This window comes from Pseudorhodoferax aquiterrae, from assembly GCF_014652235.1.
In the GTDB taxonomy this organism is placed as follows: domain Bacteria; phylum Pseudomonadota; class Gammaproteobacteria; order Burkholderiales; family Burkholderiaceae_C; genus Pseudorhodoferax; species Pseudorhodoferax aquiterrae.
Genome location: NZ_BMYK01000008.1, coordinates 209,991 through 231,968, shown reverse-complemented (window position 1 = coordinate 231,968; position 21,978 = coordinate 209,991). Strand labels below are relative to the sequence as shown.

Here is a 21,978-nt window from a genome sequence, read left to right as displayed (position 1 = left end):
AGCCGGGCCTGGGCGTGGAGCTGGACATGGCCGAGGTCGAGAAGGCCCACCAGCTTTACCTGCAGCACGGCCTGGGTGCGCGCGACGACGGCGTGGCCATGCAGTACCTGATCCCGAACTGGAAGTTCGACAACAAGCGCCCCTGCATGGTGCGCTGAACCTGGAGTATTTCGATGCAGAACCATGACAACCTGATCAACGGCGAATGGGTCGCGGGCCAAAGCTACAGCCCCAACCTGAACCCCAGCAACCTGGCCGACGTGCTGGGCCAGTACGCCCAGGGCGATGCAGCCCAGGTCGATGCCGCCGTGGCCGCCGCCACCGCCGCCTTCCCGGCCTGGGCCACGGGCTCGGTGCAGGCGCGCAGCGACGCGCTGGACAAGATCGGCACCGAGATCCTGGCGCGCAAGGAAGAGCTGGGCACGCTGCTGGCCCGCGAAGAGGGCAAGACCCGTGCCGAGGGCATCGGCGAGGCCACCCGCGCCGGCCACATCTTCAAGTTCTTCGCGGGCGAATGCCTGCGCCTGGCCGGCGAGACGCTGCCCTCGGTGCGTCCCGGCATCGGCGTGGAGATCACGCGCGAGCCGGTCGGCGTGGTGGGCCTCATCACGCCCTGGAACTTCCCGATCGCGATTCCGGCCTGGAAGATCGCTCCCGCCCTGGCGTTCGGCAACTGCGTGGTCCTCAAGCCCGCCGACCTGGTGCCGGGCTGCGCCTGGGCGCTCGCGGAGATCATCAGCCGCTCGGGCATCCCGGCCGGCGTGTTCAACCTGGTCATGGGCCGCGGCAGCGTGATCGGCAATGCGCTGGTCGGCCATGCCGGCATCCACGCGATCAGCTTCACCGGTTCGACCGGCGTGGGCCGCAGCATTGCGCTCGAATGCGTCAAGAGCGGCAAGAAGGTGCAGCTGGAGATGGGTGGCAAGAACCCGCAGGTCGTGCTGGACGATGCCAACCTGGACCAGGCCGTCGAACTCAGCGTGCAGAGCGCCTTCTACTCCACGGGCCAGCGCTGCACGGCCTCCAGCCGCCTGATCGTGACCGAGGGCATCTACCCGAAGTTCATCGAAGCGATGAAGGCCCGCATGGCCAAGATCAAGGTCGGCGACGCGCTGGCGCAGGGCACGGACATCGGTCCGGTCTCCAGCCAGAGCCAGCTCGACCAGGATCTGGAGTACATCCAGATCGGCAAGGACGAGGGCGCCACGCTGGCCGCTGGCGGTGAGCGCCTGAAGCTCTCCACCGACGGCTTCTACATGGCCCCGGCCCTGTTCAGCGAAAGCGCCAAGACCATGCGCATCAACAAGGAAGAGATCTTCGGCCCGGTGGCCAGCGTGATCCGCGTGAAGGACTACGAGGAAGCGCTGGCGACGGCCAACGACACCGAGTTCGGCCTGTCCGCCGGCATCGCCACCACGAGCCTGAAGTACGCCACGCACTTCAAGCGCCACAGCCAGGCCGGCATGGTCATGGTGAACCTGCCGACGGCCGGGGTGGACTACCACGTGCCCTTCGGCGGCCGCAAGGGTTCGAGCTACGGCCCGCGCGAGCAAGGCAAGTACGCGCAGGAGTTCTTCACCACCGTGAAGACGGCCTACACGCAGGCCTGAAGCACAAGGCAGCACAGAGGCCCGGTCCGCAAGGACCGGGCCTTTTCTTTGTCAGCGCGGCGCGCGCGGCAGCAACGGCGGCTTGTCCTTGGGCAGTTGGTGGATGTCGGCCGGCAGGGCCTGCTGCTGGGCGCGGATGTAGTCGTAGCGGTCCAGCGACAGTGCGCTGCTGGCGTTCTCGTCGGCCATCACGGTGGGCCGCAGGAAGACGATCAGATTGGTCTTCTTGCGCGCGCGGCTGATGCTGCGGAACAGGGCGCCGAGCACCGGCATGTCGGCCACTGCCGGCACCTGCGCGGCGCTGTCCGTGGCGCTGTCTTCGATCAGGCCGCCCAGCACGAGGATCTTGCCGTCGTTGACCACCACGCTCGATTCGATGGAGCGCTTGTTGGTGGTCGGCCCGAGCGTGCTGCTGGTCGACGCCACGGACGAGGACTCCTGGTAGATCGCCATGCGGATGTTGCCGTTCTGGCCGATCTGGGGCCGGATGCGCAAGGTGATGCCTACATCCTTGCGCTCCACGGTCTGGAACGGGTTGCTGTTGCTGGTGCTGGTGTACGAGCCCGTGACGAAGGGCACGTTCTGCCCCACCACGATCTTGGCCTCCTCGTTGTCCAGTGTGACCAGGTTGGCGGTGGACAGGATGTTGGTGCCCGCCATCGACTCCAGCGCCGTGGCCACCGTGCCCAGGGTCAGCGCGGTGCTGCTGCTGATGTCGAAGAGTTTGCTCCACTGCACGCCCAGGTCCACGCTGCGGCTGGCGTCCACCTCCACCACCAGCGATTCCACGCAGAGCTGGGCGCGGCGCGCATCCAGTTGCTCGATGACCAGGCGCATCTCCTGGAAGCGGGGCTCGGGCGCGCTGATGACCAGCGCGTTGCTGGCCGGGTCGGCCTGGATCTCGCCACCGGTGGACGGCTGTGCCGTGGCGGTCACCGCGGCCGTGGATTGCGATGTGCTGTCGGTGCTGCTGGTCGAGCTGCCGGCGGTGGCCTTGGACGTCGCGGCCGTCGGGGAGGACGCGCTGGCGCGGTTGCCGCCCGCGGCCTCTGCCGGAAACGCCGCGCGCAGCACCTGGGCCAGGCGGGTGGCGTCGGTGTTCTTCAGGTAGACGACGTGGACGTTGGCGTTCCTGCGCGGCTGGTCGAGCCGTGCCACGAGGGCGCGGATGAAGGCCAACTGCACCGGGTTGGGCGCGCGCACCAGCAGGCTGTTGCTCTGCGGGTCCGCAACGATGAATGCGCCGGCTGCGGCGCCGGCAGCGGCCGTGGCGCTGGCACCGGCGGTCGCCGCGGCTGCTGCACCGGTGGCGTTCGCACCGGCACCCGATGGGTTGCCGGCCGTCTCGGCCAGACGCTGAACGGTCGCCGCCAGGTCGGCCGCCACTGCGTGTTGCAGGGGCATGACTTCCACATCGGTGGCGCTGGGCGTGTCCAGCGCGGCGATGAGGGTGCGCAGACGCGCGAGGTTGCTGGCGTAGTCCGTGATCACCAGCGCGTTGCTGCCGGTGGCGACACTGAGCACGTTGTTCGGGCTGATCAGCGGCCGCAGCACGGGCACCAGGCTGCTGGCGCTCTCATGGCTGAGCCGGAAGATTTCGGTCGCGATCTGGTCGCCGCGCAGCGGGCTGGCCGCCACCTGCACCGCGGCGGACTGCAGCTTGCCATCGGCCTCGGGCACGATCTTGTACAGCCCGGCGGTCTCCACCACGGCGTAGCCCTGCAGGCGCAGGGCCGCCTGGAACTGCGCCCAGGCCTGGACCGGGGTGACCGGTGTTTCCGCGCTCAGCGACAGCGTTCCCTTCACGCGCGCATCCACCACGGTGTTGCGCTGGGTGATCACGCTCAGGGTGCGCGCCACGCCCTGGATGTCGGCGTCCACGAAGTCCAACGTGACCGTGTTCGATGGCGGTGTGTCACCGGCCAGGGCGGGCGACAGGCCTAGGCCGCACAGCAGCAGCGAGGCCCCGAGACAGGGGAGGCCGGGAGGAAATCTCATGGGACAGGGCGGGCGCGCGAAAGCCCGTCGGAACGGCGAGCGCCGCATTCTGGGCAGCCGCTGTGCTGCCCCTGTGTGGCTCGTGTATAGCTTTGCGAAGAAGCGTGCTGCGCCGTGCGTTCGGTGCGCTCGGCGTCACGGAACCGCGCCGTTCCGGGCCCTCGGCTGCCGGCTCAGCGCCGCCAGCGGCGCAGCAACCACTCCAGCAGCTCGAACACCGCCTCGCTGAGCAGTGCCAGCGCCGCGGCGGGCACGGCGCCGGCCAGCAACAGTTGCTTGTCGTTGAGCGCAAGGCCCGTGACGATGCGCTCGCCGAAGCCGCCCGCGCCGATGAAGGCCGCGATGGTGGCGGTGCCAATGGCGATCGTGGTGGCCGTGCGCACGCCCGCGACCAGCGTGGGCAGGGCCAGCGGCAGCTGCACCAGCCGCAGGTTCTGGCCCGGCGTCATGCCCAGGGCCGTGCCGGCTTGCTTGAGCCCGTCGGACACGTCGGCCAGCCCGGTCACGGCATTGCGCATGATGGGCAGCAGCGAATAGAGCGTCAGCGCGATCAGCGCGGGCAGCGTGCCGATGGCACCGATCGCCGAGATCAGCACGGCCAGCAGTGCGAGAGAGGGCACCGTTTGCAGCAGCCCGGCCGCACCCAGCACGATGGCCCGCAGCCGCAGGTGCGGGAAGACCCAGATCGCCACCGGCACACCCAGCAGCGTGGCCAGGCCCACCGAGACCGCCACCAGCATCAGGTGCTCGCGCGCCAGCCGGGGGAGGTCGGGGCCGAGCAGCCGCGCCATGAAGCCCCCCGCATGGTCGGCCGCCACCGCACCGCCGGCCAGGAAGTCGCGCGCAATGCGGTCGAAGGCCTGGCCCTGCAGCTCCGCGCGCGCGTTCATGGCGATCATGGCGCGCTCGTCGATGCGGCCTTCGAGCCGCTGCAGCGCGGCCCAGGCCTGCGGCAGGCGCTGCGGCACGTCCAGCCGGTACAGCACCACCGCGTCGTAACGCGGGAAATAGGCGCGGTCGTCCTCCAGCACCGCAAGGCCCAGATGGTCGATCTTGGCGTCGGTGGTGTAGATGTCGATCACATCGATCTGGCCGGCCGTCACGGCGTCGTAGGCCAGGCCGTGGTCCAGCCCCGTCGGCGTGTGCGGCAGGCCATAGCGCTGTGCCACGCCGCGCCAGCCGTCGGCGCGGCCGATGAACTCGTTGGACAGGCCGAGCTTGAGCTCGGGATGCCGAACCAGGTCACTGAGGCGGCGGATGCCCAGGCGCTCGGCCTCGCTCGAGCGCATCGCGAAGGCATAGCCGTCGTTGAAGCCCAGCGGGATCGCCACGCCCAGGCCCAGCGGCGCGAGTTGCTGCTGCATGGCCTCGCGCGTGAGCGGTGCGGGGCTGCGCAGGATCTCGGCCGAGATCGTGCCGGTGTACTCGGCATAGAGGTCGATCGCGCCCGAACGCAGTGCCTCATAGACGATGGCGGTGTTGCCCAGGCCTTGGCGCACGGTGGGCGGGCTGCGCAGCTGGGGCGCGGCGGTCTGGGCCAAGATCTCGGCCAGGATGTAGGACTCGGTGAAGCGCTTGGAGCCGACGCGCAGCGCGCCCTCGTCGGCGGCATGGGCACCGTGGCCGGCCGTGGCCAGCCACAGTGCACAGCAGGCCAGGGTCAGGAGGCGGCGCAGGGCAGGCATCGGCCCAGTGTAGTGGGCCTCGCAGGGCCGGGCCCGGCCGCTGCGCCGCGCGCGCTCAGTGCCGCTTCGCGGAGCGGGCGGCCGCCACCTGCTGCGCCGAGACGGTGCCGGCGCCGTTGCCCCAGGCCGAACGCACGAAGTCGGCCAGCGCGGCGACCTCTTCGTCGTTCAGGCGGTCGGCGTAGCCCTGCATGACCAGGCGCATGGGCCGGCGGTCGGTGGAAGGCGCGGCGGTGCCGTGCAGGATGATGGACAGCAGCGGGCCCGGGTCCCGGCCCTGCACGAGCGCGTTGCCCTGCAGCGCCGGGAAGATCTCGGCCGCGCCCTTGCCGGTGTCGAAGTGGCAGGCGGCGCAGTTGTCCAGGTACAGGCGTGCACCCAGCGGCATGGCCGGCGTGGCGGCGGTCAGCATCTTCGCGGTGGCCTGCCCGGCGTCGTCGGCCGCGGGGGCCGGCATGGCGCGCGGCCCGGGCGCGGCCACCTGGTCCGGCAAGGGCCCGACCGGCTGGCCGTCCATGCCGCGCAGGAAGGCCGCCATGGCGACGAGGTCCTGGTCGGTCAGGTGCTGCAGCGAGTGCTCGATCGCCAGCGCCATCTCGCCATTGGCCACCGCATGGGCATTGCGGCCCGTCGCGAGGTAGGCCGCCAGTTCGGCCACGGACCAGTTGCGGATCGGTGCGTCGGCACCGCGCAGCGCCGGCGCGGTCCAGCCGTCGAGCACGCCCCCCGTGAGGAAGGCCGCATCGCCCAACCGCGTGCCGTTCTGCGCCATGTAGAAGGTGCGCGGGCTGTGGCAGGCGGCGCAATGGCCCGGGCCTTCGACGAGGTACTGGCCGCGCGCGCGCTGTGCATCGGCGCTGGCCGGCTGCCAGCGCGGGTCGCCGCGCAGTGCGAGCCAGTTCCAGGCCCGGATGCCGAAGCGCAGGTTGAACGGGAACTGCAAGCGCGTGTCCTGCACCGCGTTGCGCACCGGCGGCACCTCGTGCATGAGGTAGGCATACAGCGCGCGGATGTCGCGCTCCTGCATGAAGCGGTAGTTCTCGTACGGCATGGCCGGGTACAGGTGCTGGCCGTGCGCGTTCACGCCGTCGACCATGGCGGCGCGGAACTGGTCCAGCGTCCAGTTGCCGATGCCGGTCTCCTTGTCGGGCGTGATGTTGGAGGACCAGATCGTGCCCATGGGGCTGGCGATGCCGCGGCCGCCGGCCAGCGACGCGCCGCCGTCGGCCGTGTGGCAGGCCACGCAGTCGCCGGCACGCATGACGTAGGCGCCGCGGCCCGGCTCGGGCTGCCAGTCGGCCGCGAGCGCTTCCTGCGGCGGCGTCAGGCGTAAGGGCACGAAGACCAGGGCCAGCGCCGCCAAGACGCCCAGCACGACCAGCGCACCCAGGATGCGGAGGAGGGTTCTCATGGCGCGCTCCTCAGACCAGCGGGCGCGGATCGCGCAGGTACTGCGTGCGGATCGCATGCACGGTCCAGTAGGCCAGCGCGCCGACCAGGCCCGTGGGGTTGTACTGCGTGTTCTGCACGAAGTTGCCCGCCCCCATGGTGAACACGTTGTGCCGGTCCCAGCTCTGGCAGTAGCGGTTGACCACGCCTTCGCGCGGATTGGCCGACATGATGTGCCCGCCCGTCGTGTGGGTGGTCTGGTAGGGCCGCACGTCGAACATGGCGCCTTCGCCCTTGAAGCCCAGCTGGATCAGGTCGGGCTTCATCGCCTGGCCGACCTCGCCGGCCTTGACCTTCATGTACTGGTTCATCTTCAGGTCGTTGTCCTGCCAGTTGAAGGTCATGCGCATGAGCGGGCGGCCGTGTGGGTCCTTGTAGGTCGGGTCCAGGTCCAGGTGGTTGGCGCGGTAGGCCATGTGCGAGCCGTGCGTGCCGATGGACATCGAGCGGCCATACCACTGCTTGATCGACTTCTTCCACTCGGCACCCCAGCCGGGCGTGCCGGGCGGCAGCGTCATCGAGCGGATGGGCTGGCCGTTGAAGGTGCCGGCCCGCCAGTAGGCACCGCCGATGAAGCCCAGCGCGCCGAAGTCGTTCTGGTTGACGCTGAAGTCGTCGATGCAGATGCCGTTGGCGCCGTGGCCGATGAAGGGGTTGAAGTTGGCGTCCTTGAAGAACATGGTCACGCCGCCGTTCATCTGGTAGGCGTAGTTCTTGCCCGTCACGCCGCGGTCGGTCACCGGGTCGTAGACCTCGCCGATGCCCGAGACCAACAGCAGGTGCACGTTGTTGAGCTGGAAGGCCGACAGGATCACGAGGTCGGCCGGCTGGAACACCTCTTCCTGGCGGATCGCGTCGAAGTAGGTGACGCCGGTGGCCGTCTTGCCGTCGGCCGCGCTCTCGATGCGCAGCACCTCGGCATGCGTGCGGTAGCTGAAGTTGGGTTTGCGCTTGAGCGCGTCGAGGATGGCCGTCTGCGGCGACGACTTGGAATACTGGTAGCAGCCGTAGCGTTCGCAGAAGCCGCAGAAGTTGCAGGGCGCCATCTGCATGCCGTAGGGGTTCACGTAGGCCGTGGACGCGATGCCGGCCGGTGCGGGGAAGGGGTGGTAGCCCATGGCCTCGCAGGTCTTGCCGAACAGGCTGGCGTCGTAGGTCGGTGGCAGCGGCGGCATGGGGTACTCGGTGGAGCGCCAGCCCTCGAAAGGGTTGCCCCCTGGCTGAATCTGGCCCTTGAGGTTGCCGGCCTTGCCCGAGATGCCGGCGACCTGGTCGAAGCGCGTGAAGTGCGGCTCCAGTTCGTCATAGCTGACGGGGTAGTCCATCAGGTGCATGCCCGCGGGGATGATGGACTCGCCCCAGCGTTCCTTCACATAGCTGCGCAGCTGGATCTCCTGCGGCTGCGGGCGCCAGAGCAACCCGTTCCAGTGCGTGCCGGCGCCGCCCACGCCGTTGGCCGGCAGGAAGGAACCCATGGACCGGTAGGGCAGCGCCGTCTCGGCATCCGTGCGGCGGATGGTCACGGTCTGCTGGCGCGGGTGCTGCATGTTCTTGAGCCGCACGCCCCAGGTCAGCTCGTCGATCTGGTTGGGGTACTTGAATTCGGGCACGGTGTTCTGGTCGCGGCCGCGCTCGAGCGCCACGATCTCCAGGCCCTCGGCCGCCAGTTCGATGCCGGCGATGGCGCCGGTCCAGCCCAGACCGACGATGACCACGTCCTTCTTCTTCTCGGTGCGTGCCATGGTCAGGCCCTCTCGCCGCGGATGGAGACGGGCCCCAGGGGGTACTTCACGTTGTGCTGGTCCACCCATTCGCGGTAGCTGGCGCGCGCACCCGGAAAGCCGATGTGCGTCCACGCCTGCATGCCATGGTTGCCGCCGTGCAGGGGGTCGGCGAAGTAGCCCTCCTTGGTGTTGGCGAGCAGCGTGGAGAAGAAGATGCTCAGCTCCGGCGCCAGATGGGGCTCGCCTTTTTGCAGGGCGGTCAGGGCCTCGTCCTGCTGCGCGGGCGCCAGGGCCTGGAAGTTCTTGCTCCAGCGCAGCTGGCACCAGGCGTTGAAGGCCGCGATGCCCTGGCGGTAGAGCTGCGCCGGGTTCAGCGGGGTCTGCCAGCCCCGGTCTGGCGCCGCGGTGGGGTCGTGCGGGCCGGCCATGTACCAGTCGGCCGCGCTGCCGTACTCGCCCTGGAGTTGGCGGTCGATGAACACCGGCACGCGGGCTTCGAGCGCGCCCGGGCCTTCGCCTTCGGACGGAATCAGCCGCGCCGTGGCGGCAAGCACGAAGGCCCATTCGTCAGGCGTGAAATAGGCGGGCTCGTACTGGTCGAGCGGCACCGGCGCGTCCTTGGCGCTGGCATGGAAGGCGATGGGCACGCTCGTGAGTGCCACGCCGGCACCGGAGGCCAGCAGGAAGCTGCGACGGCGGGGCGCAGAGGGGTCGGACATCGGAATTCCCTTCGTCGTGTGGAGTGTTGTGTTTGCGGTTTTTTGTGTGCACCGATCGGGTGTGGTGGACGGAGATGCAATCTCCGCAAAAACATGGTAAGCCGGTGCAGAGGCGTCGCCAGCCTCGGAACCGGGGACGGGGCCTTGTCTTACAAGCGAACACGCGAGGGCGCCGATCGCATGGCGTGCTCGGCCCGCAGACCGCACGAACGAGGCGCCCCACCATGCAACGAGCGCACACATGGCGCACACCGACGAGCACCAACGAGGACAGGCAACGATGAGCAAGAAGGCAGCGCGCGCGCCGCAAAAGACCAAGCCCAAGAAGCGCCACATGCCCAGCGTGGTCGGCGCGCACCATGGCACGGCGCAGCTGCCCACGCTCGACATCGCGGGCTACAACCTGGAGGTCGCCGACGAGGAGGGTTTCATCGGCGACCGGGCCAGCCAGACGGCGTTCCGCAAGCTGTTGGACGGCTGGCGCAAGCGCTGCCGCGACAAGGGCCGCGCCGACCCGCTGGGCGATCTGCCCTCGGCCCAGCTCAGCAAGAAGGTGCTGGACCGTGCGCTGCGCGGCAAGGCAGCCTCCGAGGCCGGCGACATCGTGCGCGGCGCGATCGAGGAGTTCGCCATCGAGCTCACCGACGTGATCGAGCGCTTCATGCGCCAGAAGGCCTGGCACGGCGTGCAGCGCATCGTGATCGGCGGCGGCTTCCCGGAGAGCGAGGTCGGCGAGTTGGCGATCCTGCAGGCCGCTGCGCTGTGCCAGGTCGCGGAGATTCCGGTGGAACTTGCGCGGCTGCGCCACGAGCCCGACGACGGCGGCCTGATCGGCTGGGTGCACCTGGCGCCGCCACACTTCGTGGAGCATGCCGACGCGCTGCTGGCGCTGGACATCGGCGGCACCAACGTGCGCTGCGGCATCGTGAAGTTCCGGCGCGACAAGGCCAAGGACCTGTCCCGCGCCAAGGTGGTGCGGCGCAGCAAGTGGCGCCATGCCGACGACGAGCCCAGCCGCACCGCGCTGGTGGACGGGCTGGTCGCCATGCTCACCGAGATGATCGCCTGGGCGGGGCGCAGGGGCATCCGCCTGGCGCCCTTCGTGGGCATCGCCTGCCCGGGCCTGATCCGCGAGGACGGCAGCATCGCGCGTGGCGCGCAGAACCTGCCGGGCAACTGGGCGGCCGACACCTTCCACCTGCCGACCGCGCTGCGCGAGAAGCTGCCCGTGGTCGGCCAGGAGGCGACCCAGGTGCTCATGCACAACGACGCCGTGGTGCAGGGGCTGTCGGAGTTGCCGTTCATGCGCGACGTCAAGCGCTGGGCCGTGCTGACCATCGGCACGGGCCTTGGCAACGCGAGCTACGTGAACAAGGGGCCGCGCGAGGCGGCGGCGGACTGAAGACGGACGAAGGCCCGCGCTACGCCGCGGCCTGGCCGTTGGCCTGGCGCAGCGTGTCGAGCGCGGCCTCGAAGTCGTAGTCGGCCACGGCCTGGGACAGCGTGGCGTAGCGCGGGCCCAGCGCCGCGCCGAGCGTGGCCTGGTGCTCGGCCAGCAGCTCGGCGGCTTCCGCGTCGTCCTGCTCCAGCAGCCGGGCCAGGCGCTGCAGCAAGGCCTGCTCGGACGGGCCGGCCGCCGGTGCAGCCACATGGGCGCCGCTGGCCGCAGCCGGCGCCAGGTGCGGGCGCAGCGCGTCCAGCAGCGCGTGCAGGCTGGCCGCGGCTGCGGCCAGCGTGGCGTCGATGGCAGGCCGTGGACGGCGTTCGCGCAGCGCCTCCTCGAGGGCCGCGGCGTGCTGGTGCAGATCGTGGGCGCCGATGTTGCCGGCCACGCCCTTGAGCGTGTGGGCCACGCGCTCCGCCGTGGCCGGGTCGTCGTCCTGCAGCGCCTGCACGATGGCTTCGGGCGCCTGGGCCTGGCCGGCTGCGAACTTCTCCAGCAGCTGGCGGTACAGCGCCTGCTTGCCCATCGCGCGGCGCAGGCCGGCGGCCGTGTCCAGCCCCGGCACCACGGGCAGTCCGGCCGCCGGTGCCGTGGCCGCTGTGGTCGCCGCTGCGAGCGCAGGAGGGCCGGCCTCCGCGCCCAGGCCGGCGCGTGGCTGCAGCCAGCGCGCCAGCGCCTGCCACATCGCATCGGGCTCGATCGGCTTGGCGATGAAGTCCTGCATGCCCGCTTGCAGGCAGCGGTCGCGGTCGGCCTGCATGGCATTGGCGGTCATGGCCAGGACCGGCATGGCCGCGTGGCGCGGATCCTCGCGCAGGAGGCGCGTGGCCGTCACGCCGTCCATGACGGGCATCTGCATGTCCATGAGCACCAGGTCGTAGGCCGGCGTGCGGTCGGCCCGTGCCTGCACCATGTCGAGGGCCATGCGGCCGTTGGCCGCGATGTCGACGGCAAAGCCGGCGTCGCGCAGCAGCTCGCTGGCGACCTGCTGGTTGAGGTCGTTGTCTTCCACGAGCAGGATGCGGGCGCCGCGCAGGCCGCGCAGTGCGTCGAGCGCGCCGCTGCGGCCTGCGCCCGGCGCGGGCGCCACGGCGGGCATGGCCGCGCCGTGGCTGGCGCGCATCATGGTGTCCAGCAGCACGGACGCGCTGACCGGCTTGAGCACCAGATGCTCGATGCCGGCCTGCTGCGCGCCCTGGACGATCTCGTCGCGGCCATAGGCCGTCACGATCATGAACTCGGGCTGACGCTGGAGCTGCAGCGCGCGGATCGCCTCTGCGGTCTGCAGGCCGTCCATGCCCGGCATGCGCCAGTCCAGCATGGCGAAGTCGAAGGGCTGGCCGGCGTCGGCCGCCGCGCGGGCGGCGGCCACGGCCTGCTCGCCCGAGTGCACCGTCGTGACCTTGAGCGACATGTGTTCGAGCATTTCGGAGAGCACGCTGGCGGCATGCGCGTTGTCGTCCACCACCAGCGCGCGCTGGCCGCGCAGGTCGACCAGCGGCAGCGCGGCCGGCGCGCGGCGCTCGCCCAGGCCCAGCCGCGCCGTGAACCAGAACACCGAGCCCTTGCCCAGTTCACTGCGCACGCCGACCTCGCCGCCCATCAGCGCCGCCAGCTGCTTGCTGATCGCCAGTCCCAGGCCGGTGCCGCCGTAGCGCCGCGTGGTCGAGGTGTCGGCCTGCTCGAAGCTGCGGAACAGCCGGGCCATCTGCTCTTCCGACAGGCCGATGCCGGTGTCGCGCACCTCGAAGCGCAGCACGGCCTGCGGCCCGGTGTTCGCTTGCGCGCGGTGCAGGCTGTCGACCCGCACCACGATGCCGACCTCGCCTTGCTCGGTGAACTTGATGGCGTTGTTGACGTAGTTGATGAGGATCTGGCCCAGGCGCAGCGGGTCGCCGACGAGCTGCTGCGGCACGTCGGGCGCCACGTCGAACACCAGTTCCAGGTTCTTGGCCGTGGCCTTCTCGGCCACCACGCCGGAGACGGTGGCCATCATGCCGTCCAGGTCGAAAGGGGTGGACTCCACGTCCAGCTTGCCGGCCTCGACCTTGGAGAAATCCAGGATGTCGTTGAGGATGCCCAGCAGATGCTGGCCGGACTGCTGGATCTTGGCGATGTAGTCGCGCTGGCGCGGCGTCAGCTCGGTCTTCAGCGCGAGGTGCGACATGCCGATGATGGCGTTCATCGGTGTGCGGATCTCGTGGCTCATGTTGGCCAGGAAGTCGCTCTTGGCGCGGCTGGCGGCGCCGGCCTCGTCGCGGGCGCGGGCCAGTTCGGTCACGTCCACGTGCACGCCCGTGACGCGCGTGGCCCGGCCCTGGGCGTTGCGCTCGATGCGGCCGACGGCCTGCGCGACGCGCAGGCTGCCGTCGGGCAGCACGATGCGGAATTCGTCGCTGTACATCTGCGTTGCCGGATCGGCCAGCGCGGCGCGGAAGGTCTGCGCGGAGCGTGCCTGGTCGTCCGGGTGCAGCAGCGCGTTCCATTCGAGGAAGTCGCCGGCGTAGCTGCCCGGCTCCACGCCGTACAGGCGTTCGAGCTGCGGCGTCCAGTAGTGGTTGCCGGTCTCGAAGTCCAGGTCGAACAGGCCGATGCTGCCGGCGTCCTGGGCGACCTGCAGGCGTGCGTTGGCGTGGCGCAGGGCCTCCTCGGCCTGCTTTTGCTCGGTCATGTCCACGATCACGCCGACCAGGCCGGCCGGCCTGCCGTCCTTGCGCGTGATGGTGCTGGCCGAGTACAGCGTTCGGTGCGCCTGGCCGTCGGCGAAGCGAAAGCTCTGCTCGCGCGTGAAGCTGCCGCGTTCGACGAGCAGCGCGCGCTGCTCCTGGCGCAGTGCCAGGTCCTGGTTGCTGCCTTGCGGGTCCAGCTCCTCGTCGCGGCGCCCGATCAACTGCTGGGGCTGCACGCCGAAGGCCTGCTCGAACGCCGCGTTGATGCCCAGAAAGCGCGCCTGCGCATCCTTGTAAAACATGGGCGTCGGCACGGCGTCGAGCACGGACTGCAGGAAGGCCGTGTGCTCCGCGTTGACCTGCAGCGCAGCATGGCGGTGGCGCGCCCGCTGGCTCAGCGAGCGGCTCGCCAGCAGGATCAGCAGCAGGCCCAGCGCGGCGACGATGCCGGTGACGGTGCGGTGCAGCTGGCGCATGGGCGCCACGGCGTCCAGCGCGCTGAGCGTGAGCAGCCGGTAGCCCGGCTCGGACAGGTCGGCCCGCTCCACCACATAGGGCGTGCCCTTGACCAGCCAGTGGTTGGCATGCAGCAGCTGCGCCGGCCGCTGCACGGGCAGCATGGACGGCGCTGCCGCCCCGGAGGGCGCGGCCTGCGGTTCGGCTGGTTCGCCGACCAGCGCGCCGACGCGTTGCAGCACGAAGTCCGGCCGCGAGGAGGCCAGCACCATGCCGTCGCCGTCGACGATGGCCGCGACGCGTTGCCCGGCCAGCATCTCGTTCATGGTCGCGGTGTCCAGCCGCACGACCACCGCGCCGAAGGTGCCGTCGTTCGCGTCGACGCGGCTGGCCACGTAGAAGCCGGGGTGGCGGCCATCGCTGCCCATGTCGAAGCGGCGTCCCACGCCCTCGACCAGCACCTGGTAGAAGTAGTCGCGGTCGCCGTAGCTGGCGCCCAGCAGGCCGCCGGGCTCCGTCCAGTCGCCGCTGGCGATCACGGTGCCGGAGCGGTTGACCACGAACATCTGGTCGTAGCTCAGGTCCTGGATCAGCCGGCGCAGGTAGTTGCCCACGCTGCGCACCAGCGGGTCCTGCGACAGCGTGGCGGCCCGCTCGGCCGGTGTCTGCGCCGTCTCGATGGGGCTGTTGACGACGAAGCGCCGCGAAGCCTCGATCACGTCGACCTGGTGCGCCGCCATGTTGGAGACGCTGCCCAGTTCGACGAACATGCGGTCGATCAGCCGCCCGGTGGCCGAGGCGTCCAGCCGGGCGCCATCGGCGAGGGTTTCGACCTGGGCACCGACGATGCGGTCGGAAAGCAGGTGGCCGGCCAGCGCCGTGGCCAGCAGCCAGGCCACTGCCGCGGCGGCCGTCCACAGGTGGATGGGCCGCAGCGGGGGTGGGGCTTCGGCGGGCTGGGGCCCGGGCAGTGGCGGCATGCGGCGGCTCCAAAAGCAGGCGGGGCAGTCTGGCGCGGTTGCGTGGACGCGATCCTGCCGGATGGCTTGTGCACACGACGAGCGCGTTGCCTGCGGTTGGTACCGTTTGTAGCAGAGGACGGCAGCCGCCGGCCAGGCCGCTGCGCATCAGCGTGCCGCGAGAAACCCGCAGTGCGGGGTGGCCGTAGCCACCGCGTCAGCCCGCGGGTGCGTAGGGTGCGAAGCGCCGTGCGTTCGGGTCGATGCTGAGGGGGCGGCCCATGGCCGGGAAGGCGCGCTGCACGCAGTTCTCTCGGTCGCAGACCTTGCAGCCCGAGCCGATCGGCACGGCGCGCTCGGCCGCGTCGGCGGCCAGCCCGTCGCCGTAGACCAGGCGGTTGGCGTGGCGTGCATCGCAGCCCAGCGCCACCGAGAAGATCCGGTGCGGCGTGCCGTAGCCGCCGCGCCGGTGCTCCACCGTGCGTGCGATCCAGAGGTAGGTGCGGCCGTCCGGCATGCGCGCGAGCTGCGTGAGGATCTTGCCGGGCTGCGAAAACGCCTCGTAGACGTTCCACAGCGGGCAGGTGCCGCCCGTGCGCGAGAAGTGGAAGTCGGCGGAGGACTGGCGCTTGGACATGTTGCCGGCCCGGTCCACGCGCACGAAGAAGAACGGGATGCTCTGCGCATGCGGGTGGCGCATGGTGGACAGGCGGTGGCCCACGGTCTCGAAGCCCACGCCGAAACGCTCGCTGAGCAGGTCGATGTCGTAGCGCAGCTCCTCGGCGCTCTCCTGGAAGATGCGGTTGGGCAACACCAGTGCGCCGGCGAAGTGGTTGGCAAAGCCGATGCGTGCAAGCGCGCGCGCCTCGTCGGTGCTGAACTCGTTGGCCTGGATGAAGGCATCGATCATGCCCCCCATCTCGAAGAACGCGAGCTGCACGCCCAACTGGAAGGCCTGCTGGGCCGGACTCAAACCGGCGGCCAGCGTGATGGTGCGGCTGGCGGGGTCGAAGCTGCGCAGCGGCTGCTCGGCCACCGAGGTGCCCAGTTCGCAGCGCACGGCCACGCCGTGCAGGCGGCGCAGGCGGTGCTCTAGCGCGGCGAACAGCTTGGCGGCGCTGGGTGCGCGCGGTGGCGCGAACGTGTCCTGCAACTGGGCGTAGACCTGCTCGGCGCGCTCGTCCAGCTGCGCCAGCGGCTCGTGGCGCGCATAGAAGAACTCGCGCACTTCCTCGTAGGGCTGCAGCGGCGTGCTGGCGGCCGAGTCGCCGCTGCTTTCGGCGATCAGCCCCAGCCGCTCTTCGGCCGAGCGCGCGCGCTTGTGCAGGGCCAGGATGGCCCTGGACACGGCCGGCAGTTGCTGGGCCAGCATCTGCGCCTCGGCCTGCGGCACCGTGCCCGCGTCCGGGCCTTCGGCCAGCACCGCGCGCAGCTCGGCCAGCTGGCGCGTCTGCGCGTCTTCGGAAAACAGCTGCAGGTCGATGCCAAAGGCCGACTGCAGGCGCAGCAACACGTTGACCGTCAAGGGCCGCTGGTTGTTCTCGATCTGGTTGAGGTAGCTCGACGACACCTTGAGCGCCTGCGCCAGTGCGGCCTGCGTGAGGCCGCGCTGCTCGCGCAGCGTCTTCAGGTGCACACCCATGAATGCTTTCGCCATATTCGCAAAGTTTGCACCATTGCAGAGGCAGTTTGCAATGCTTGCACTTTCACTTGTTGCGCAGGTGCTGCTCTTTTGCGAACATTGCGAGGCTGCAATACAAGAGGACAAGCAACATGGCACTGGATCAGGGCGATCTGCAGAAGTGGGCACAGGCGGCCGCCAAATCCGCGCCGGGCGGCGATCTGGCCGCACTGAACTGGCTCACCCCCGACGGCATCACCGTCAAGCCGCTCTACACCGCGGCCGATCTGCAAGGCCTGCAGTACACGGACACCCTGCCTGGCTTCGCGCCCTACATCCGCGGCCCGCAGGCCACCATGTACGCGGTGCGCCCCTGGACCATCCGCCAGTACGCGGGCTTCTCCACGGCGGAGGAATCCAACGCCTTCTACCGCAAGGCGCTGGCTGCCGGCGGGCAGGGCGTGTCGGTGGCCTTCGACCTGGCCACGCACCGCGGCTACGACAGCGACCACCCGCGCGTGACGGGCGACGTGGGCAAGGCCGGCGTGGCCATCGATTCGGTCGAGGACATGAAGATCCTGTTCGACCAGATCCCGCTGGACAAGGTCAGCGTCTCCATGACCATGAACGGCGCCGTGCTGCCGGTGCTGGCCGGCTACGTGATCGCGGCCGAAGAGCAGGGCGTGAGCCAGGACAAGCTGAGTGGGACCATCCAGAACGACATCCTGAAGGAGTTCATGGTCCGCAACACCTACATCTACCCGCCCGAGCCGAGCATGCGGATCATCGGCGACATCATCGAGTACACGGCCCAGCACATGCCGAAGTTCAACTCGATCTCGATCTCCGGTTACCACATGCAGGAAGCCGGCGCCAACCAGGCGCTGGAACTGGCCTTCACGCTGGCCGACGGCAAGGAGTACGTGAAGACCGCGCTGGCCAAGGGCCTGAACGTGGACGACTTCGCGGGCCGGCTGTCCTTCTTCTGGGCCATCGGCATGAACTTTTATCTCGAAGTCGCCAAGATGCGCGCGGCGCGCCTGCTGTGGCACCGCATCATGAGCGAGTTCGAGCCCAAGAACCCCAAGAGCCTGATGCTGCGCACGCACTGCCAGACCTCGGGCTGGAGCCTCACCGAGCAGGATCCCTACAACAACGTGGTGCGCACCACCATCGAGGCCATGGCGGCCGTGTTCGGCGGCACGCAGAGCCTGCACACCAATGCGCTGGACGAAGCCATCGCGCTGCCGACCGAGTTCAGCGCGCGCATCGCGCGCAACACCCAGCTGATCATCCAGGAAGAGACCCACATCACGAACGTGATCGACCCCTGGGCCGGCAGCTACATGATGGAGAAGCTCACCCAGGACATGGCCGACAAGGCCTGGGCCATCATCGAGGAGGTCGAGGCCATGGGCGGCATGACGCGCGCCGTGGACTCGGGCTGGGCCAAGCTCAAGATCGAGGCCGCCGCGGCCGACAAGCAGGCGCGCATCGACTCGGGCAAGGACGTGATCGTGGGCGTCAACAAGTACAAGCTCAAGAACGAAGACCCGGTCGAGATCCTGTCCATCGACAACATGAAGGTGCGCGAGGGCCAGGTGGCGCGGCTCGCGAAGATCCGCGCCACGCGCGATGCCGCCAAGGTCGAGGCGGCGCTGGCCGCACTCACGCAGGCGGCCGAAAGCGGCGAGGGCAACCTGCTCGCGCTCACCATCGATGCCGTGCGCCTGCGCGCCACCGTCGGCGAGGTCAGCGACGCGCTGGAGAAGGTGTTCGGTCGCCACCGCGCCGACACGCAGAAGGTCACGGGCGTCTACGCCGCGGCCTACGACTCGGCCGAGGGCTGGGACAAGCTCAAGCAGGAGATCGACGCCTTCGCCGAAGAGCAGGGCCGCCGCCCGCGCGTGATGATCTCCAAGCTGGGCCAGGACGGACACGACCGCGGCGCCAAGGTCGTCGCCACGGCCTTCGCCGACCTGGGCTTCGACGTGGACATGGGCCCGCTGTTCCAGACGCCCGAGGAATGCGCGCGCCAGGCCATCGAGAACGACGTGCACGCGGTGGGCGTCTCCACGCTGGCCGCCGGCCACAAGACCCTGGTGCCGGCCATCATCGAAGAACTCAAGAAGCAGGGTGCGGACGACATCATCGTCTTCGTCGGCGGCGTGATCCCGCGCCAGGACTACGACTTCCTGTACGAGGCCGGCGTGAAGGGCATCTACGGCCCCGGCACGCCGATCCCGGCCAGCGCCAAGGACGTGCTGGAACAGATTCGCAAGGCGACGGCGGGCGTGGTGTAATTCGGTAATACCGTATTCATCGGAGATTGCCATGGCTGTTTCTGTCCGCATGGATCCACTGCTGGAGAAGGAGCTGGAGCTCGCCGCCAAGCGCAAGGGCATCACCAAGTCGCAGTTCATCGTCGAGGCGGTGGAACGGGCGCTCGGGCGCAAGGACCCGGCGGCGCTGTACCGCCAGGTCATGGACGAAGCGGCACACCACCACGTGGCCGAAGGCGTGCCCGACGACGCCCTGCCTGGCCACAAGGCCGCCTTGCGCACCAGCCTGCGGGCCGCGCATGCAGGGCAGCAGGACGACTACGCGGCCTATCTGGCCCAGCGCAAGAGGACCTCGGATTGACTCCCTGCCTGCTCGACGCCGGCCCGATGGTGGCGTTGTTCGACCGGGGGGATCGCTTCCACGCGCACTTCCGCTCCGCGATCGAGCAGCCGGACCAGCCCTTGCAGATGTACACGACCTGGCCATGCGTGACGGAAGCCAGCCACCTGCTCGGACCGCGTTACCGGATCGCACTGCTGCAATGGGTGGCGGGCGGGGCTGTGCAGGTCTACCCGTTCGATGTCTCGGATCTGCAGGACATGTGCGAATTCATCACCCAGTACACGCAGCAGCCGCGCACCGAGATGGACCTCGCGGATGCGTCCCTTTATTGGCTGGCGCGCGACTCGGGCCTCACCCGCATCATGACCATGGACGTGCGCGACTTCTCCCGCTACCGCCTGCCCGACGGGCGTGCTTTCGAGATCCTGTGAACATGCCATCCATCCCCTGGGCCGAGCCGCTTCTGCGCGGCGAAGGCACGGCCCAGCGCCGCGCCATCGCCAAGGCCATCACGCTGTTGGAGTCGACCCGCGCCGACCACCGGGCCCAGGCCGACGAACTGCTGACCGCGCTGCTGCCGCACACCGGACGGGCCTTCCGCCTGGGCATCTCGGGTGTGCCCGGCGTCGGCAAGAGCACCTTCATCGAGGCCCTGGGCCTGTACCTGATCCGCGAGGGCCACCGCGTCGCCGTGCTGACCATCGACCCGTCCTCCACCGTCTCGGGCGGCTCCATCCTGGGCGACAAGACGCGCATGGAGCAGCTGTCCGTGCACGAGCGCGCCTACATCCGGCCCAGCCCGTCCTCGGGCACGCTGGGCGGCGTGGCCGAGAAGACGCGCGAGGCCATGCTGGTCTGCGAGGCCGCGGGCTACGACGTGGTCATTGTCGAGACCGTGGGCGTGGGCCAGAGCGAGACGGCCGTGGCCGGCATGACCGACATGTTCGTGCTGCTGCAACTGCCCAATGCGGGCGACGAGCTGCAGGCCATCAAGAAGGGCGTGATGGAGATCGCCGACCTCGTCGTCATCAACAAGGCCGACATCGACCCCGACGCGGCGACGCGCGCACAGGCGCAGATCACCTCGTCGCTGCGGCTCCTGGGCATGCACGGCAACGCCGGCCATGCGCACCACGACGAGAGCCTGTGGCATCCCCGCGCCATGCAGCTGAGCGCGCTGCGCAGCGAGGGCGTCGACCGTTTCTGGGAGAAGGTCGTGCAGTTCCGCACGCTGCAGACGGCCAACGGGCGCCTGCAGGCCCGGCGCCAGAAGCAGGCCCTGGCCTGGATGTGGGAACGCATCGAGACCGGGCTCAAGCAGGCCTTCCGCGCCCACCCCGCCGTGCGCGGACAGCTGCCCGACATGGTGACCGCCGTGACCGAAGGCCGCATCGCCGCATCGACCGCCGCGCGCCAGCTGCTGGCCAGCGCATCCGTACCGACGAACTGAACAGAGACAACCGCTAGAGGAGTGACATGCAGGACATCCTGGAACAACTGGAAAAGAAGCGCGCGCTGGCGCACCTGGGTGGTGGGCAAAAGCGCATCGACGCCCAGCACAAGAAGGGCAAGCTGACGGCGCGCGAGCGGCTGGAGCTGCTGCTGGACGACGGCACCTTCGAGGAATGGGACATGTTCGTCGAGCACCGCTCGGTGGACTTCGGCATGGCCGACAACAAGATCCCGGGCGACGGCGTGGTCACGGGCTACGGCATGATCAACGGCCGCCTGGTGTTCGTGTTCAGTCAGGACTTCACGGTGTTCGGCGGCGCGCTGTCCGAGGCCCATGCCGAGAAGATCTGCAAGGTCATGGACCAGGCCATGAAGGTCGGCGCCCCGGTGATCGGCCTGAACGACTCGGGCGGCGCGCGCATCCAGGAAGGCGTGGCCTCGCTGGGCGGCTATGCCGACGTGTTCCAGCGCAACGTGATGGCCTCGGGCGTGGTGCCGCAGATCAGCATGATCATGGGCCCCTGCGCAGGCGGCGCCGTGTACTCGCCGGCCATGACCGACTTCATCTTCATGGTCAAGGACAGCTCGTACATGTTCGTGACCGGCCCCGAGGTGGTGAAGACGGTCACCCATGAAGAGGTGACGGCCGAGGAACTGGGCGGCGGCATCACGCACACCACGCGCTCGGGCGTCGCGGACCTGGCCTTCGAGAACGATGTGGAGGCGCTCATGATGCTGCGCCGCCTGTACAACTACCTGCCGCTCAACAACCGCGAGAAGCCGCCCGTGCGGCCCAGCAACGACCCGGCCGACCGCCAGGACATGAGCCTCGATACGCTGGTGCCCGAGAACCCGAACAAGCCCTACGACATGAAGGAGCTGATCACGAAGACCGTCGACGACGGCGACTTCTTCGAGATCCAGCCCGAGTACGCCAAGAACATCGTGGTGGGCTTTGCGCGCATGGAAGGCCAGACGGTGGGCATCGTGGCCAACCAGCCGCTGGTGCTGGCCGGCTGCCTGGACATCAAGAGCTCGATCAAGGCCGCGCGTTTCGTGCGCTTCTGCGATGCCTTCAACATTCCGGTTGTGACCTTCGTCGACGTGCCGGGCTTCATGCCGGGCACCAGCCAGGAGTACGGCGGCATCATCAAGCACGGCGCCAAGCTGCTGTACGCGTATGCGGAGTGCACGGTGCCCAAGATCACGGTGATCACGCGCAAGGCCTACGGCGGCGCCTACGACGTGATGAGTTCCAAGCACCTGCGCGGCGACGTGAACTTCGCCTGGCCCAATGCCGAGATCGCGGTGATGGGCGCCAAGGGCGCGGTGGAGATCATCTTCCGCGAGGACAAGAGCGACCCGGCCAAGCTGGCCGCGCGCGAGGCCGAGTACAAGGCGCGTTTCGCCAATCCCTTCGTGGCCGGCGCACGCGGCTTCATCGACGACGTGATCCTGCCGCACGAGACGAGGAAGCGCATCTGTCGCAGCCTCGTCATGCTCAAGGACAAGAAGCTCGACAACCCGTGGCGCAAGCACGGCAACATCCCCCTTTGACACGGAGAAC

General features: G+C 69.4%; 14 protein-coding genes and 1 pseudogene. 8 read left to right on the top strand and 7 right to left on the bottom strand.

Features of this window, described 5'->3' with window-relative positions:
• Together gudD and IE209_RS15645 are read left to right on the top strand one after the other, a co-directional pair.
• Nucleotides 1-158, top strand: a pseudogene (gene gudD, locus IE209_RS15650) (glucarate dehydratase); the annotation flags it as partial.
• Nucleotides 159-173: 15 nt separating this feature from the next.
• Entirely contained in the window at nt 174-1,610 is a 1,437-nt protein-coding gene (locus IE209_RS15645) for an aldehyde dehydrogenase family protein (protein WP_189687880.1), read from the top strand.
• A gap of 51 nt (nt 1,611-1,661) precedes the next feature.
• On the opposite strand, the gene IE209_RS15640 is transcribed toward IE209_RS15645, so the two are convergent.
• The 5 genes from IE209_RS15640 to IE209_RS15620 all read right to left on the bottom strand — a co-directional run bounded on the left by IE209_RS15640 (nt 1,662) and on the right by IE209_RS15620 (nt 9,185).
• Nucleotides 1,662-3,608, bottom strand: a complete 1,947-nt coding sequence (locus tag IE209_RS15640) for a secretin GspD/PilQ domain-containing protein (protein WP_189687879.1) — start codon at nt 3,606-3,608, stop codon at nt 1,662-1,664.
• A 173-nt stretch (nt 3,609-3,781) separates the two neighbouring features.
• Nucleotides 3,782-5,293 (bottom strand): ABC transporter permease/substrate-binding protein, encoded by a 1,512-nt coding sequence (locus IE209_RS15635; protein ID WP_189687878.1) that lies wholly within the window; start codon nt 5,291-5,293, stop codon nt 3,782-3,784.
• A gap of 55 nt (nt 5,294-5,348) precedes the next feature.
• Nucleotides 5,349-6,704, bottom strand: coding sequence for a cytochrome c (locus tag IE209_RS15630; protein ID WP_189687877.1), 1,356 nt, complete (start codon nt 6,702-6,704; stop codon nt 5,349-5,351).
• A 10-nt stretch (nt 6,705-6,714) separates the two neighbouring features.
• A complete protein-coding gene (locus IE209_RS15625) occupies nt 6,715-8,484 on the bottom strand; it encodes a GMC family oxidoreductase (protein ID WP_189687876.1) in 1,770 nt (589 codons plus the stop codon).
• Nucleotides 8,485-8,486: 2 nt separating this feature from the next.
• A complete protein-coding gene (locus IE209_RS15620; RefSeq protein ID WP_189687875.1) occupies nt 8,487-9,185 on the bottom strand; it encodes a gluconate 2-dehydrogenase subunit 3 family protein in 699 nt (232 codons plus the stop codon).
• A 280-nt stretch (nt 9,186-9,465) separates the two neighbouring features.
• Between IE209_RS15620 and IE209_RS15615 the strand changes: the two genes are divergently transcribed.
• On the top strand, nt 9,466-10,587 hold the full coding sequence (locus IE209_RS15615) for an ROK family protein (protein ID WP_229882873.1): 1,122 nt from the start codon (nt 9,466-9,468) through the stop codon (nt 10,585-10,587).
• A gap of 19 nt (nt 10,588-10,606) precedes the next feature.
• Here IE209_RS15615 and IE209_RS15610 read toward each other — a convergent pair whose 3' ends face one another.
• Both IE209_RS15610 and IE209_RS15605 read right to left on the bottom strand, forming a co-directional pair.
• Nucleotides 10,607-14,734, bottom strand: a complete 4,128-nt coding sequence (locus IE209_RS15610) for a response regulator (RefSeq protein WP_189687874.1) — start codon at nt 14,732-14,734, stop codon at nt 10,607-10,609.
• 196 nt (nt 14,735-14,930) lie between these two features.
• Nucleotides 14,931-16,370, bottom strand: a complete 1,440-nt coding sequence (locus IE209_RS15605; RefSeq protein ID WP_189687873.1) for a short-chain fatty acyl-CoA regulator family protein — start codon at nt 16,368-16,370, stop codon at nt 14,931-14,933.
• A gap of 116 nt (nt 16,371-16,486) precedes the next feature.
• On the opposite strand from IE209_RS15605, the gene scpA reads away from it, so the two are divergent.
• The 5 genes from scpA to IE209_RS15580 are packed head-to-tail and all read left to right on the top strand — an operon-like array spanning nt 16,487 to nt 21,968.
• The gene (scpA, locus tag IE209_RS15600; protein WP_189687872.1) at nt 16,487-18,637 is read left to right on the top strand and encodes a methylmalonyl-CoA mutase; all 2,151 of its coding nucleotides are present in this window, start codon (nt 16,487-16,489) and stop codon (nt 18,635-18,637) included.
• 49 nt (nt 18,638-18,686) lie between these two features.
• Nucleotides 18,687-18,977: a hypothetical protein gene (locus IE209_RS15595; protein ID WP_189687871.1), complete on the top strand. Its 291-nt coding sequence runs from the start codon at nt 18,687-18,689 to the stop codon at nt 18,975-18,977.
• On the top strand, nt 18,974-19,390 hold the full coding sequence (locus IE209_RS15590; RefSeq protein ID WP_189687870.1) for a type II toxin-antitoxin system VapC family toxin: 417 nt from the start codon (nt 18,974-18,976) through the stop codon (nt 19,388-19,390). The genes IE209_RS15595 and IE209_RS15590 overlap by 4 nt, the downstream gene beginning before the upstream one ends.
• Nucleotides 19,391-19,392: 2 nt before the next feature.
• The gene (gene meaB, locus IE209_RS15585) at nt 19,393-20,409 is read left to right on the top strand and encodes a methylmalonyl Co-A mutase-associated GTPase MeaB (RefSeq protein ID WP_189687869.1); all 1,017 of its coding nucleotides are present in this window, start codon (nt 19,393-19,395) and stop codon (nt 20,407-20,409) included.
• Nucleotides 20,410-20,435: 26 nt separating this feature from the next.
• Entirely contained in the window at nt 20,436-21,968 is a 1,533-nt protein-coding gene (locus IE209_RS15580) for an acyl-CoA carboxylase subunit beta (RefSeq protein ID WP_189687868.1), read from the top strand.
• Nucleotides 21,969-21,978 lie beyond the last annotated feature (10 nt).